The 13652-nt window shown below is 35.8% G+C and carries 12 protein-coding genes; 4 read left to right on the top strand and 8 right to left on the bottom strand.

All coding sequences use genetic code 11. The annotated features are described in order from the left end of the window. Positions 1-53: 53 nt before the first annotated feature. Entirely contained in the window at positions 54-2465 is a 2412-nt protein-coding gene (locus BMZ76_RS10685) for a S9 family peptidase (protein WP_091205918.1), read from the top strand. A gap of 200 nt (positions 2466-2665) precedes the next feature. Here the strand turns inward: BMZ76_RS10685 and BMZ76_RS10680 are convergent, their stop codons facing one another. The 3 genes from BMZ76_RS10680 to BMZ76_RS10670 all read right to left on the bottom strand — a co-directional run bounded on the left by BMZ76_RS10680 (position 2666) and on the right by BMZ76_RS10670 (position 4907). After that, positions 2666-3613, bottom strand: coding sequence for an ABC transporter ATP-binding protein (locus tag BMZ76_RS10680; RefSeq protein ID WP_091205917.1), 948 nt, complete (start codon positions 3611-3613; stop codon positions 2666-2668). Positions 3614-3716: 103 nt separating this feature from the next. Continuing rightward, entirely contained in the window at positions 3717-4412 is a 696-nt protein-coding gene (locus tag BMZ76_RS10675; protein WP_091205914.1) for a YiaD family glycine zipper/OmpA-like lipoprotein, read from the bottom strand. Positions 4413-4430: 18 nt separating this feature from the next. Then, entirely contained in the window at positions 4431-4907 is a 477-nt protein-coding gene (locus BMZ76_RS10670; RefSeq protein WP_091205912.1) for a lipocalin family protein, read from the bottom strand. A gap of 179 nt (positions 4908-5086) precedes the next feature. Here BMZ76_RS10670 and htpG point away from each other — a divergent pair, with 179 nt between their 5' ends. The 3 genes from htpG (at position 5087) to BMZ76_RS10655 (ending at position 8341) form a co-directional block, all read left to right on the top strand. Continuing rightward, on the top strand, positions 5087-6988 hold the full coding sequence (gene htpG / locus BMZ76_RS10665) for a molecular chaperone HtpG (RefSeq protein WP_091205910.1): 1902 nt from the start codon (positions 5087-5089) through the stop codon (positions 6986-6988). A 441-nt stretch (positions 6989-7429) separates the two neighbouring features. After that, the gene (locus BMZ76_RS10660; RefSeq protein ID WP_091205907.1) at positions 7430-8080 is read left to right on the top strand and encodes a hypothetical protein; all 651 of its coding nucleotides are present in this window, start codon (positions 7430-7432) and stop codon (positions 8078-8080) included. Positions 8081-8176: 96 nt separating this feature from the next. Beyond that, the gene (locus tag BMZ76_RS10655; RefSeq protein ID WP_449756738.1) at positions 8177-8341 is read left to right on the top strand and encodes a hypothetical protein; all 165 of its coding nucleotides are present in this window, start codon (positions 8177-8179) and stop codon (positions 8339-8341) included. 600 nt (positions 8342-8941) lie between these two features. On the opposite strand, the gene BMZ76_RS10650 is transcribed toward BMZ76_RS10655, so the two are convergent. The 5 genes from BMZ76_RS10650 to BMZ76_RS10630 are packed head-to-tail and all read right to left on the bottom strand — an operon-like array spanning position 8942 to position 13394. Then, entirely contained in the window at positions 8942-9907 is a 966-nt protein-coding gene (locus BMZ76_RS10650; protein WP_091205904.1) for a sodium-dependent bicarbonate transport family permease, read from the bottom strand. Between the two features lie 36 nt (positions 9908-9943). Then, positions 9944-11296: a dihydroorotase gene (locus BMZ76_RS10645; RefSeq protein WP_091205902.1), complete on the bottom strand. Its 1353-nt coding sequence runs from the start codon at positions 11294-11296 to the stop codon at positions 9944-9946. Positions 11297-11299: 3 nt separating this feature from the next. Further along, complete coding sequence (locus BMZ76_RS10640; protein WP_091205900.1) at positions 11300-12259, bottom strand: L-threonylcarbamoyladenylate synthase; 960 nt, start codon at positions 12257-12259, stop codon at positions 11300-11302. Between the two features lie 3 nt (positions 12260-12262). Further along, positions 12263-13099: a DUF6671 family protein gene (locus tag BMZ76_RS10635; RefSeq protein WP_091205897.1), complete on the bottom strand. Its 837-nt coding sequence runs from the start codon at positions 13097-13099 to the stop codon at positions 12263-12265. Continuing rightward, positions 13092-13394 carry a hypothetical protein gene (locus tag BMZ76_RS10630; protein WP_091205894.1) on the bottom strand — a complete coding sequence of 101 codons (303 nt, stop codon included), beginning with the start codon at positions 13392-13394 and terminating at the stop codon, positions 13092-13094. Before BMZ76_RS10630 ends, BMZ76_RS10635 begins: the two co-directional genes overlap by 8 nt. Positions 13395-13652: the final 258 nt, after the last annotated feature.

Here is a 13652-nt window from a genome sequence, read left to right as displayed (position 1 = left end):
TATTTTAGACCAATTATTGACAATACCAACGCTAATTTAAAATTATTCAAATTATGAAATTAAAAATTCCATTTTTTCTATTTTTGGGCTTGAGCTTAACCACTTTTGCACAAGAAAATTTAAGCTATCAAAAACCATCTAAATCCATTTTGGAATTAGCTGATTATGAAAGAGCCCCTTCAGTATCGATGGATACTAAAAAAGAATACATGTTGCTTACGTACAGAAATACGTATAAATCACTGGACGATTTAAACCAAGACGAACTGCGTTTGGGCGGATTGCGGATTAATCCAATTACAAATATTTCCAGTACTGTTACATACGTGAACAACCTTAAATTACGTAAAATAAAAGACAAAAATGAAGTACAGGTTACAGGTTTGCCAACAAATCCTCGCATCAGTAATATTGCTTGGTCACCAAATGATAAAAAAATCTCATTTTCCCACACCACAGCTTCTGGTGTTGAACTTTGGTCTATCGATGTTGCTTCAGCGAAAGCCACAAAATTAACAGAAGCGACAGTGAATGCTAATATTGGAATTCCGTTCAGCTGGATGAATGACAACGAAACTATTTTGGTGAAAATGTTACCAAAAAACAGAGCCGCGCTTTTGGATGCCAAAAAAGATTTGCCAACCGGTCCGATAATTTCAAATGCTGATGGTTCAAAATCCCAAAACAGAACCTATCCGGATATGTTGAAAAACAAGAATGATGAAATCAATTTTGAGAACATCATGACTTCTGAATTGTACAAAGTGAGCTTGAACGGAACTATCACTTTATTCAAAAATGCTGATATGTATGCCGGAGAAAGTTTCTCCCCGGATGGAAATTATTTGATGCTGACTACGATTCAAAAACCATTTTCATACATTGTTCCATTGAGTCGTTTTCCATCCAAATCTGTTATTTATGACAGGACCGGTAACGAAGTAAAAGTGGTTAATGAAGTACCGCTGACTGAGATTATCCCTAAAGGATTTATGGCAGTTCGAAAAGGAAAAAGAAACATGAGCTGGAGAACAGACAAACCAGCAACATTAGCGTATGCTGAAGCTTTAGACGGCGGAGATCCTGCAAACAAAGTGGAATTCAGAGATGAAGTTTTTCTTTGGAACGCACCATTTGACTCGGCTGCTACGTCATTGATGAAAACACCGCAGCGCTACGACCGAATCATTTGGGGAAATGACAACACCGCCATAATTACAGATGAATGGTACGACACACGCAGTACCAAAACGTATGTAATCAATCCATCGAATCCAAGTCAGGCGCCAAAAGTGATTTTCGACAGAAACTCACAAGATGTGTATTCCGATCCGGGGAATTTCGAAACCAGAAAAAACCAATACAACAGGTATGTTTTGGCGATCGAAAATGATAATGCGTATCTTATTGGGGACGGATTTACTAAAAACGGTCAATTCCCGTTTATTAGTGAATTTAATTTGAAAACGGTACAAGCAAAACGTTTGTATACCTCAACGTACAAAGATAAAAAGGAAGACGTTTTGGAGATTGAGGACTACAAAAAAGGAACTGTCTTAGTCCAAATCCAATCTAAAAATGAATACCCTAATTATTATCTTAGAAACATCAAACAAAAAAATAAACTGACACCAATTACCTCGTTCAAAAATCCTTTTGAAAGTATCAAAAACGTGAGTAAGGAAGTGATAAAATACAAACGTAAAGATGGTGTTGAATTATCCGGAACGTTGTATTTACCAGTTGGTTATGACAAAGCAAAAAAAGAGAAAATGCCCTTGTTGATTTGGGCATATCCAGCAGAATATAAAGACAAAAATTCAGCGGGACAAAGTACACAAAACCCGAATGAATTCACGTTTCCTAGTTATGGTTCGTTCGTATATTGGGTAACCAAAGGCTACGTAGTTCTTGATGACGCTGCTTTTCCCATTATTGGCGAAGGAACAACGGAGCCCAATGATAATTTCATGACCCAATTAGTTGACAATGCAGAAGCCGCCATCAATGCCGTGGATGCTTTAGGATACATCAACAGAAAAAAAGTAGCTGTTGGAGGTCACTCGTATGGTGCTTTTATGACCGCTAATTTATTGACGCATTCTAATCTTTTTGCTTGCGGAATTGCTAGAAGTGGTGCATACAACAGAACGTTGACTCCTTTTGGTTTCCAAATGGAACAACGCAACTACTGGGAAACTCCTGAAGTGTATAATACGATGTCGCCATTTATGAATGCGGATAAAATGAAAACACCCATGCTTTTAGTGCACGGTGAAGCAGATAATAATCCGGGTACTTTCACTTTGCAAACCGAACGTTATTTTCAGGCTTTGAAAGGTCTAGGCGCACCGGCAAGAATGGTAATTCTTCCTAAAGAAGCGCACGGTTATGTAGCCAAAGAGAATATTCTACATTTACTTTGGGAACAAGATCAGTTCTTAGAAAAATATTTAAAAAATTAACGCTGAAAGTAGTGATCAGTGACCAGTTAAGAAGTGGTCAGAAAGCTGAACATAGCACAAAACCCCAAAATCAAGATGATTTTGGGGTTTTGCTTTTTTACTGAAAAACTTTTATAAAAATTAAAAGTGACTTAAGGTCTCCACCGTGATCAGAACTGGAAATCACTGAGAATTGATTACTTATTACCGAACCCTTGTCCTCAGGATAACATCAAATATACCTCTTGATTTAATGCTAATTCCGAATCGTGTTCGAAAAAAATTGCTCTTCTTTCAAAAGCTGCTTTGACTAAATAATGACTTCCTTTGAAATAACATTGTTTCACCACTACTTTCATAATGGCGTTATCCACCACTTTCAATTGATGTGGATACAACAAAAGCGAGGCATCTTCGTCATCTTCAAGTTCTATTAACTGAGACAATCTTAACTCATTTACTTCTCCAAAAAGTGAAGCAATGTATTTGTTAGCGGGGTTTTCATACAAGGATTTGGAATCACCTTGCGCCACTACTTTTCCGTTTTGCACCACTATTACTTCATCAGAAAACGACAAAGCATCAGTACTGTCATGTGTGGCAATAATGCAGGTTACACCGTTATCTTTTAAATACCGAAATAAATTGCGTCGCAACGAATTCTTTCTGAAGGAATCTATTTGACTGAAAGGTTCGTCCAACAAAATAATTTCGGGTTCCAAAGCTAAAACTCTGGCTAAAGCCACTCGCTGTTGCTGCCCACCACTCAGGAATTTCGCTTTTACTTTTGCGAAAGCGGTCATTTCGACCATTTCCAACAATTCTTGAACGCGGGCTTTCTTTTGTTCAGGATACATATTCGACAAGAACTTACCGACATTTTCTTCAACGGTTATGTACGGCATCAAATCGAAATTCTGTGCTAAATATTTTATGTAATCTTCCCCCGGAACCAGATTGTATTTGGGTCCCAAAATGGGTTTATCATTATAGGTAATTGCTCCACTATCCAAATCATACAATCCGTAAATCAGTTTTAGCAAGGTACTTTTACCGCAACCGCTTTCACCAATAATAGCAGTATTTTGGCCTTTGGCAATTGTGAAAGTTACATTTTCAATAACGGGGGTTTCAGTGTAAGTAAAGGAAATATCTTTTATCTCGAGCATCATTTGTATTTAAGAGTGCAAATTTACGATGTTTAATTAAATTTGGCCACAAAAAAAGGCCGCTTCTTGATGAAACAGCCTTAGTTTTTATTATATTTTTTGCTTAGTTTTTCACTTCAGCTTCTGCATCTTTTATCATTTTTTCATTTGCAGTAATAGCAAATTCAACACGACGGTTTTGGCTTCTACCCTCAACCGTTTCATTAGAAGCAATTGGATCAGCAATTCCTAAACCAGTAACTTGAAATCTACTAGAAGAAACTCCTTTACTATTCAAGTAATTTCTAACCGATGCTGCTCTTTGTCCTGATAATTTTAAGTTATAACTAGCGGTACCAGTATTATCAGTATATCCGTAAATTGTTATATCAGTATCAGGGTATTCCGCGAAAACTGGTACTAATTTATCTAAATTTGCTTTTGCACCCGCAGTCAAAGATGATTTGTTAGTATCAAAACGTACTGCATTTTCATTCAAAACTAATTTGATTCCTTCTCCAATACGTACTACTTCGGCTCCTGGAAGAACGGCATCAATTTCTCTTGCTTGTTTATCCATTTTGTTACCAATAACTCCACCCGCAACTCCACCAATAACACCACCTAATACTGCTCCCATTGCACCTTTTCCACCTTTTCCAAGATTGTTTCCAAGAACGCCTCCTAATACAGCTCCGGCAACTGCGCCAATTCCTGCTCCTCGCTGTGTTTTATTTGTATTTTTCACAGCCTCACAGCTAGTAAACATTGAACTTATAACCATTATTGTTGCTATTGCAACTATTGAAATCTTTTTCATATCTATATTTTTTATTAATTAATTAACTTTTTGAAACTGATACACAACATCAGTCATTTTCCCACCTACATTGATTTTATCTATCAATTGAAAAGAAGATTCTGTTTGATTGGCTACATTTAAAACATATCCTTCTCTAACTTTTCTAGCTTTTTCTCCAGCATTAAGTACTTTTAGTACAAATTGCCCCTCTTTGTTGATAAACCATGTAATTGGTGAGCTGAATGCCATACAATTCGCTTTTGTCAAAGCCATAGTTCCTTTATTGTTATTCGAAACAAACTTCCAATTACTTCCTACGAAACATTCTGAGTCTGCAATTTGAAAAGTATTCACTTTTACATATTGTGAACCTGGGTAGGTTACAGAACTGATTACCCAATTTCCTTTCATGGCAACCTGAGATTTTCTATCTGTGTTTGTACCTGTCGCGGACGTTGACTTACATGCGAACATCAGAACCGCTAGCGTGCACAATAAAATAACTTTTTTCATTTTCTTAAATTTAATGAATTAATACTTACACAAATATACGATTCGATCTAACAAGTTTGTTTCAGAATTAAATTATTTTATATCATAATTAACGCTTGCGACAATTTGTCACTTCATTTATAATTGGTATTCTATTTGAAAGGATTATTGCTATTAAAATAAACTAAAAAATTCAAAATATGACAACAGGTAAAATTAATGTTTCGGTAGAAAACATCTTTCCCTTAATCAAGAAATTCTTATACAGTGATCACGAAATTTTCTTGCGAGAATTAATTTCTAACGGAACAGATGCAACACTTAAATTGAAGCATTTAACCAGCATTGGCGAAGCCAAAGTAGAATACGGAAACCCAATTATCGAGGTGAAAATCGATAAGGAAGGCAAGAAACTGCACATCATCGATCAAGGTTTGGGAATGACTGCTGATGAAGTGGAAAAATACATCAACCAAGTGGCGTTTTCTGGTGCTGAAGAATTTTTGGATAAATATAAAGACTCTGCTAAAGATTCTGGAATTATTGGCCATTTTGGTCTTGGTTTTTATTCTGCTTTTATGGTTGCTGAAAAAGTGGAAATCATCACTAAATCTTTTAAAGATGAACCTGCTGCACACTGGACTTGCGACGGTAGTCCGGAATTTACCTTAGAGCCTGCTGACAAAACTACTCGCGGAACAGAAATTATCTTGCATATTGCTGAAGATTCTCTGGAATTCTTAGAAGATTCAAAAATCAATCAGTTACTGAACAAATACAATAAGTTCATGCCAATTCCAATTAAATTTGGAACTAAAACGGAGAAAATTGAACAAAAAAAGGGTGAAGAAGTTGCTGCGGAAGATAAAGACAAAACTTTTACTGAAGTAGAAGTTGACAACATCATCAACAACCCAAACCCGGCTTGGACGAAACAACCAACGGAGTTGTCAGATGAGGATTATAAAAATTTCTACAGAGAAGTATATCCAATGCAATTTGAAGAACCGTTATTCCACATTCATTTAAATGTTGATTATCCGTTCAATTTAACCGGTATTTTGTATTTCCCAAAATTAGGTTCGGATTTACAAATTCAGAAAGACAAAATCCAATTGTACCAAAATCAAGTGTACGTAACGGATAATGTAGAAGGAATTGTTCCTGAGTTTTTGACTATGTTAAAAGGAGTTATAGACTCCCCAGACATTCCGTTGAACGTTTCTCGTTCTGGATTGCAGGCGGATGCCGCGGTGAAGAAAATCTCCAATTACATCACCCGTAAAGTAGCGGATAAATTAAAATCGTTGTTTACTGAAAACCGTGAAGATTTTGAACAAAAATGGAACGACATCAAAATCGTTTTGGAGTACGGAATGCTTTCTGAAGATAAATTCTACGAAAAAGCAGGAGCGTTTGTTTTGTATCCTACAGTTGACGGTAAATATTACACTTTAGAAGAATTAAAAGAAAACCTTGCGGCAAATCAAACGGATAAAGACGGGAAATTAGTGGTTTTATATGCTGGAAATAAAGAAGCGCAACACTCTTATATCGAAATTGCAAAAGAGAAAGGATATGAAGTATTAGTGCTTGATTCTCCTATTATCTCGCATTTAATTCAAAAAATTGAAGGCGACAACAGCAACATGACTTTTGTACGTGTGGATTCAGATCATATTGATAATTTAATCAAGAAAGAGGAAACTACTATTTCTAAATTATCGGAGGAAGAACAAGCCAACTTGAAAACCGTTTTAGAAGCCATTGTTCCTAAACAAACGTATTCCGTACAACTGGAAGCTTTAGATAGCAATGCTTCTCCATTTATCATCACTCAACCGGAATTTATGCGTAGAATGAAAGAAATGAGTCAGTCTGGCGGCGGTGGAATGTTTGGAATGGGAAATATGCCGGAAATGTACAATTTGGTTGTAAATACTAACTCTGAATTGGCAACAAGCATTTTAAACAATAAAGACAAAGATGCTCAGGAAAGTTTGGTAAAACAAGCGCTTGACTTAGCTAAATTATCACAAAACCTTTTGAAAGGAGAAGCGTTGACTGCTTTCGTGAAAAGAAGTTTTGAGTTGATTAAATAAGCAGAGAAACCATTTTATGAACTAAAATTGTGTGAATCGCTTATTCCGAACTTGCTTCGGAATATCCAAAATATTAAAGCTGTCCAACCTTGGGCAGCTTTTTTTTTGGAGCAGAACGAGATTGTTTTCCAGAATCACTTTCGTCCCGCTATGCGCTACAATCTTTGCTTTTGGCTCCCGCCAAAGCAAAGGATTTTCACTTCTATCGGGGCTATTCACAGCATTTTAGGGTTATAACTTCGTTTAGCAAAAGGAATTAACAATTGAAAATTTGTAAAGGTTATTTATATATTTGTATTTAAACCGCTATTTAATAGCGACAATTTACCCAATTTTGGCTGAATACTGGCTATAGAGTAGCGGGTATATACAAGTTACAAGAAATGGCTAGTGACGACCTAGAAAAAAGTAGGGAACATATTTAATGACAAACCAAATGATATGAAAACAATTATTAATTTATTACTTATATTATCCGTTCTTTCGTCGTGCAACAGGGCAACAAAGGAAACTGAAAACGTTTCTCTTGAAGATTCTATTTCATCAACGAATGAAGACGTTGAAAATGTTATGCCGAATGTAAACAATGCGGAAAAAAGAGCGAAAAATTTTTTTAGAGAATATGTTTCAAATAATGCTGATGATCCAAGTAGCTATGAAGCTGTCGAAACTAAAATTATCAAGGTATATAAGAATGGCGAACTTAAAAATATATTCTTAAAAAGTTATTTAAAAGAAGTCGATGATGCAGAAGCGCGAGTAGCTGATTCTACAACAACTTTGAACTACAAAGAATACTACCAAAAAGAGGCCGAAAGATATTCAACATTTGTAAATGCTGCTATTGCAATTCCCGCGGATTCAGACAAAACATACAGAGTTCTGCTATATCATAAATATCGCATTAAAAATCGATTTGGAGCATTAGTCTTAGGAGAAACGTATGCGGTTGTTGATGAAAATTATTCTACTGGGAAGTTATTTGATAATGAAAGATCTGCGGAATTTGAAATTATTTCATCTTTCAGACTTTTATATCTTAGGCTTACCTATGAAGACCGGACTTATACACGAAAAGAGGAAGTTAATTAATAAAATTTCCCGATCGCGCCGATATAACATAATCGTTAGCGCAGTTTTGCAAACTGTGCCCACAATAGTGAGCAAATAATACAAATAATACAAAAAATGTCTACAAAGTATAAAGCCACAACAACCGAAGATGCTTATTTTATTACTATGTCCACAATGGGTTGGGTGGATATTTTTACACGATTAAATCAAAAACCCCAACTAGCGCGAGCGTCCCGCTCGTCAACATTCTCAAGAGTATGTAAATATAAATTGCAATAGGCAATGCAGGAATTAATCATATCATACAAAAACAAATAAATTATGTCAAGAATTGTAATGGCACTAGGTTTAGTAATCGTTTTTATAGGTTGGATTTTATACCGACTAATAATTAAAAAAGACTTAAATAAAAATTTAAATAACGTATACCTTGGACTATTTTTTATATTAATATGGGCATTATTTTATTTTTTTATTGTTGAATATTTTTAAAAATCGTGTACTAATGGCTATTCATCCTCAGAAGTCCAACCAAGATCGCGGTTATATACCTGATCGCTCGCATATCCATTTTTTTTGACAGCGACAGCGCGGATTTGCAACCCTGCACACATAGAATATCTGCAAAGGGAATTTGCAATTTAAAAATTTCAAAAAAAAGATCGTATAACATATTTTATTGATCAATTGTAATGGGCATGGATTGCAAATCCGCGTTGACGGAAGTTTTGAGATGATTAAATATAATCCATTCCAAAGGAAAAATAATTGAAACCTGCAAGCGCAAACTTGCAGGTTTTTTGTTTAAAAAATTACAATAATATGCACTACTTTTAAACATCAATTAATATACTAAACTGCATTGGATAAAGCACCTTATTAAATGTGATACAACACAACTGAAAAATAAATAGGCATTCCAAAAGTAATGTTAAAAGGAAACGTTACCGCCAAAGCCATGGGTAAAAATATCCCTGGGTTCGCCTTTGGAACTGCTATTTTCATCGCGGCCGGAACCGCAATATAAGAAGCACTCGCCGCTAGAACCGCAAAAATAAAACGATTCCCAACATCATCGGTAACGAATTGACTTAAAAAAGCAACAATACATCCATTGATTAATGGGAAAACAACAGCAAAAAAGACGCTAAACCAACCACTTTTGAAAAAATCATTTAATTTTCGTCCACTAACAATTCCCATGTCCAGTAAAAATAAAGCCAAAAACCCTTTGAAAATATCAGTGGTAAACGGCTTAATTCCTAAAGCCTGTTGCTCACTGGCCAAAAACCCAATAACCAAACTTCCTAGAATCAAAAGTACACTTCCATTAGTAAATGAATGTTTGACAATCGTGGTCATCTTCGTTTTTTGAACTTTTTCCTTACTAAATAATCGGATTAAAATCACTCCGATAATGATTGCAGGAGCTTCCATCAGCGCCATAACAGCAACCATGTGGCCGCTAAAATTGTAATTTTGAATTTCTAAGAAAGAGATGGCCGTTACAAAAGTAACTGCACTCACAGATCCATAAGCGGCAGCTATGGCACCCGAATTCTCAATGCTGTACCTTTTCTTTAAAATAAAAAATGTATAGAATGGAATTAATACTGCAATCAATACCCCAAAAACGATTGACCAAAGTATGTCTAGAGTAAAGTGACTGTGAGCTAATTCCTGTCCGCCTTTAAAACCAATGGAAAAAAGAAGGTACAGCGATATAAATTTAGAGGTATTCTCAGGAATTTCTAAATCACTTTTTACGTAGACTGCTATAATTCCCAAAACAAAAAATAACAAGGCCGGATTAGTTAAATTATCCAGTAATAAACTAAGATTCATATTTTAATTATTTTAAAATTATTTTATACATTTTGATTATCTTATCTTTTCAAATTTTAATCTTTTTCCTTTTACATCTGTCTTTACAAGTCTATTATCATACACCAAATTTCCATTTACAAAAGTTGAATTGATACTGCTTGAAAAAACCTGTCCTACAAAAGGAGACCATTTGCATTTATATAGAATAGAGTCCGGAGTTACTTCCTGTTTTTTATTTAAATTGACTAAAACTAAATCGGCAAAATAGCCCTCCCTTATATAACCTCGTTCTTTAATTCTGTAAATTTCCGCTACATTATGGCTCATTTTTTCCACAATTTTCTCCAAAGGAATTTCGCCACGATGAAATAATTCTAACATTGCTAAAAGAGCATGCTGCGCTAATGGTCCGCCTGAATGCGCCTGAAAATAATTTCCTGCTTTTTCGGCAACTGTATGAGGAGCATGATCCGTTGCAATAATATCTATTGAATTATTGAGCAGGTACTGCAGCAAACCTTTTCTATCTTGCTCTGTTTTTATGGAGGGATTCCATTTAATTTTAGAGCCTAGTATATCATAATCGGCATCTGAAAACCAAAGATGATGCACACAAGCCTCGGCGGTGATTCGTTTATCTCGAATAGGTACCGTATTATCGAATAATTTGGCTTCCGCCAAAGTTGAGATATGAAATAAATGTAAGCGAGTGTGGTATTTTTCAGCAATAGAAAACACTCTCTTGGTAGCTTTTAGGCAAACTTCCTCATCCCGAATAAGGGAATGATAAAAAAAAGGAATTTCAGTTCCGTAAAGTCGTTTATAATCCTCCGTATTCTTTTTTATAAGCAAATCATCTTCGCTGTGCAAAGCTACCAAGGTATCGGTTCTTGAAAAAAGTTGCTCCAAAAATTCCGGGTAATTGGCTAAAATCCCCTCATCATTATTAAAATAAAGCCCATCATCCGTAATTCCACATACATTTTCGGTATTTGTTTTTAAAGCTTCTTCCAAGTTATTTTTTGAAATACCCATAAAAAACGAATAATTAGCAATTGATTTCTCCGCCGCCATCGTGTATTTTTCTTCTAATAATTCTTGTGTCAGCGTATTGGGAATCGTGTTGGGCATATCCATAAAGGAGGTGATACCGCCAGCCACAGCTGCAACAGATTCCGTAAAAAGGGTGCCTTTATGAGTTAATCCGGGATCTCTAAAATGAACCTGATCGTCAATGACTCCCGGAAGCAGATAAAGTCCTGTTGCGTCAATTTCGATGATTTTTTTAGCTGGGTTTACGACAATCGATGGAGCTATCTTTTCAATTCTTTCTGCTGATATCAACACATCTAAAACACGTATTTGACCTTCGTTAACTACAGTTGCGTTTCTGATAATAGTATCCATATATTATTTTTTTGTGGCTCTTTGCAATCGGTCGTTTATCGTTTTGCCTAAGCCAACATCTGGAAATCGTTCCGCTATGATACAGTCGAGATGGCAATTATCCAATCGATGCAAAGCAGCATACAATTGCGAAGCTGCTTCTGCTAAATTTCCTGTTGAAGATAAAATTTCTTGTTGAACAATTTTTGGATCATCAATCCCTTTTTGGAATACTAAAACTCCTATTTTTTGATCCGGAAACGTTGTCAGCTTCTTCTTCACATCAGTTGTCAAAAAAGTCGTCGTCAAAGGCGCATAGTGCTTAGAAAACATGCCTGGTGCCGCTGGAGCAATATCATCATGGGTAATCATTTTTACCGGCCCTACAATTGCTTCAATATCCTCTATTGCCAAAGAACCCAAGCGGTATAAAATAGGCTTTCCGTTTTCAAATCCTATGATGGTCGATTCTATTCCCCTTTGACAAGCTCCTCCATCCAAAACCATTGGCAACACCTCTTCAAAATAGCCGGCGACATGTGCTGCCGTAGTTGGACTAATAGCGCCAAAAGGATTAGCACTTGGAGCCGCTAAAGGATAGGCTAACTGATTCAGCAGCGCTAAGATTACTGGGTGATTTGGAACTCTGACTGCTACTGTATCTTTACCACCGGTAACTAAATCCGGAATGGCAATTTGCTTTTTTAAAACCAAAGTTAAAGGTCCCGGCCAGAAAGCTTTCGCTAGCAAGGCGGCTTTTTCAGGAATGTCTCTCGCTATTTCAGAAAGGGCAGTTGCGGATTTTATATGAACAATTAACGGATTAAAAAACGGCCGTTTTTTAATCGCAAATATACGTTCTACCGCCTTAGAACTGTAAATGTTTCCGGCTAAACCATACACCGTTTCGGTAGGAATTCCTATGATTTGCTCCTGATTTAAAAGCGCAACAGCTTTTGGAATCGAACTACTGATTATATTCATATCTTAAGGGTTACAGAAATCACAAAATCCTGGTTCTTCGGTTATTTTTTGATGGGGATACATTTTTTCAGAACTAAAAGAGCACTTCTTACAACTGTAAATAAAACTTAAGGTAGATCTTGTGGGCGCTGAACACCATGAACAAGGCAAGCCCTGTTTCATATCTGTAACACTAAAACCTGGAGTTTTGCAACTGGGACATTCGGTTTTTATAGTTTCCAATAATTTTTGTGCCGCTACTTTTATCACATCCATACGAGTGGGGTTGTACTGGGCACGCATATCGGTTTCAGCATAAACACTACCATATACGTTCATAAGGTGCTGAAAAGTATCCTCCAATTGACTCATTATAGTAATCCCTTTACTTATCGCAGTTAGGTCATCCGGCTTGCATCTCAAAATTATGGCATGGCTGGGAAATCGAATCCTGTTTGCAAAATCCAAGAGCATTTCTTTACTAGAAATATTTTCTCCATAAAAATTAGTCTCCAAACTGAGTTCTCTGGCAATGATTTCTAAGTCGTTTTTTTTATCGATAAAAATTATAAACTCATCATCGGCCTGCGCAAAAAAAATCGAGGGATGTGACCCAAAGGAACCTTCGCTGGCTATTCCTAAATCGCAATCAAATTCCTCCATTGCCGCCAAACATTTAGCTCTGACAGTTTCCACTGCCGTGTTTTTTCGCTCCACTTCACCTGAAAAAGTGCCAAAAATATCCGAATCATAATTTTCAGGAACAAAACAGTGAACACCTAAACCTTTTTCAAAAATTGGAGCAATCACCTGCTCTTTTTGATGTTTAGTTGCAATAAGCAATTTCCTGTCTTTAAACATCCACTTCTGTTTTGCTTTTGGGTAGGAGTACAATTTGAATCACACCTTCAATTTTTAGCTCCATATTTTTTAAGGATGCTTCACTGATGAGATCTTTGATGTAAGCTGAGGCCTCAGAAAGAATTTCGAGCCTTGTTTTTGAATGCAAATTGTCTTCATCAAATCGAATTTGATTACTAAATTTTTCTAAATTATGATAATTAATCTTATTATTGATTAACGAAAACAGTACTTTACCGGCTTCTGATGGTGCGAATTGACCTTCAACTAGCTTAAATTGATATTCTTTTTCCATAGCTATTTTATAATAATTTTTGAGTTTTTGGTAATTTGTAAGTAGTAAAAAATATTCCGATTCCCAAAAACAAAGTAAAAAAGATGTTTTTAGGCTCAAGGAAAGTCAAGAGGATTCCACAGATGAGCCATATCGCTCCAATGAACAAACTAATATTTTTGTTTTTCATAATAATTATTTTTTTTTCTTTAACGAAAAGATTAGCAAAAACCTACTCCTATTAAATTCTTTTCCCCACCCAATGGCATATCCTTTCTC

This window comes from Flavobacterium xueshanense (assembly GCF_900112975.1).
GTDB lineage: Bacteria > Bacteroidota > Bacteroidia > Flavobacteriales > Flavobacteriaceae > Flavobacterium > Flavobacterium xueshanense.
This window is presented reverse-complemented; position numbering and strand designations above follow the sequence as displayed.

Coding starts and splice junctions, on each gene's coding strand:
- htpG (WP_091205910.1), top strand. CDS start 5,087: ATGACAACAGGTAAAATTAATGTTTCGGTAGAAAACATCTTTCCCTTA.
- BMZ76_RS10635 (WP_091205897.1), bottom strand. CDS start 13,099: ATGTTTAAAGACAGGAAATTGCTTATTGCAACTAAACATCAAAAAGAG.
- BMZ76_RS10670 (WP_091205912.1), bottom strand. CDS start 4,907: ATGAAAAAAGTTATTTTATTGTGCACGCTAGCGGTTCTGATGTTCGCA.
- BMZ76_RS10675 (WP_091205914.1), bottom strand. CDS start 4,412: ATGAAAAAGATTTCAATAGTTGCAATAGCAACAATAATGGTTATAAGT.
- BMZ76_RS10640 (WP_091205900.1), bottom strand. CDS start 12,259: ATGAATATAATCAGTAGTTCGATTCCAAAAGCTGTTGCGCTTTTAAAT.
- BMZ76_RS10660 (WP_091205907.1), top strand. CDS start 7,430: ATGAAAACAATTATTAATTTATTACTTATATTATCCGTTCTTTCGTCG.
- BMZ76_RS10655 (WP_449756738.1), top strand. CDS start 8,177: ATGTCTACAAAGTATAAAGCCACAACAACCGAAGATGCTTATTTTATT.
- BMZ76_RS10650 (WP_091205904.1), bottom strand. CDS start 9,907: ATGAATCTTAGTTTATTACTGGATAATTTAACTAATCCGGCCTTGTTA.
- BMZ76_RS10680 (WP_091205917.1), bottom strand. CDS start 3,613: ATGCTCGAGATAAAAGATATTTCCTTTACTTACACTGAAACCCCCGTT.
- BMZ76_RS10685 (WP_091205918.1), top strand. CDS start 54: ATGAAATTAAAAATTCCATTTTTTCTATTTTTGGGCTTGAGCTTAACC.
- BMZ76_RS10630 (WP_091205894.1), bottom strand. CDS start 13,394: ATGGAAAAAGAATATCAATTTAAGCTAGTTGAAGGTCAATTCGCACCA.
- BMZ76_RS10645 (WP_091205902.1), bottom strand. CDS start 11,296: ATGGATACTATTATCAGAAACGCAACTGTAGTTAACGAAGGTCAAATA.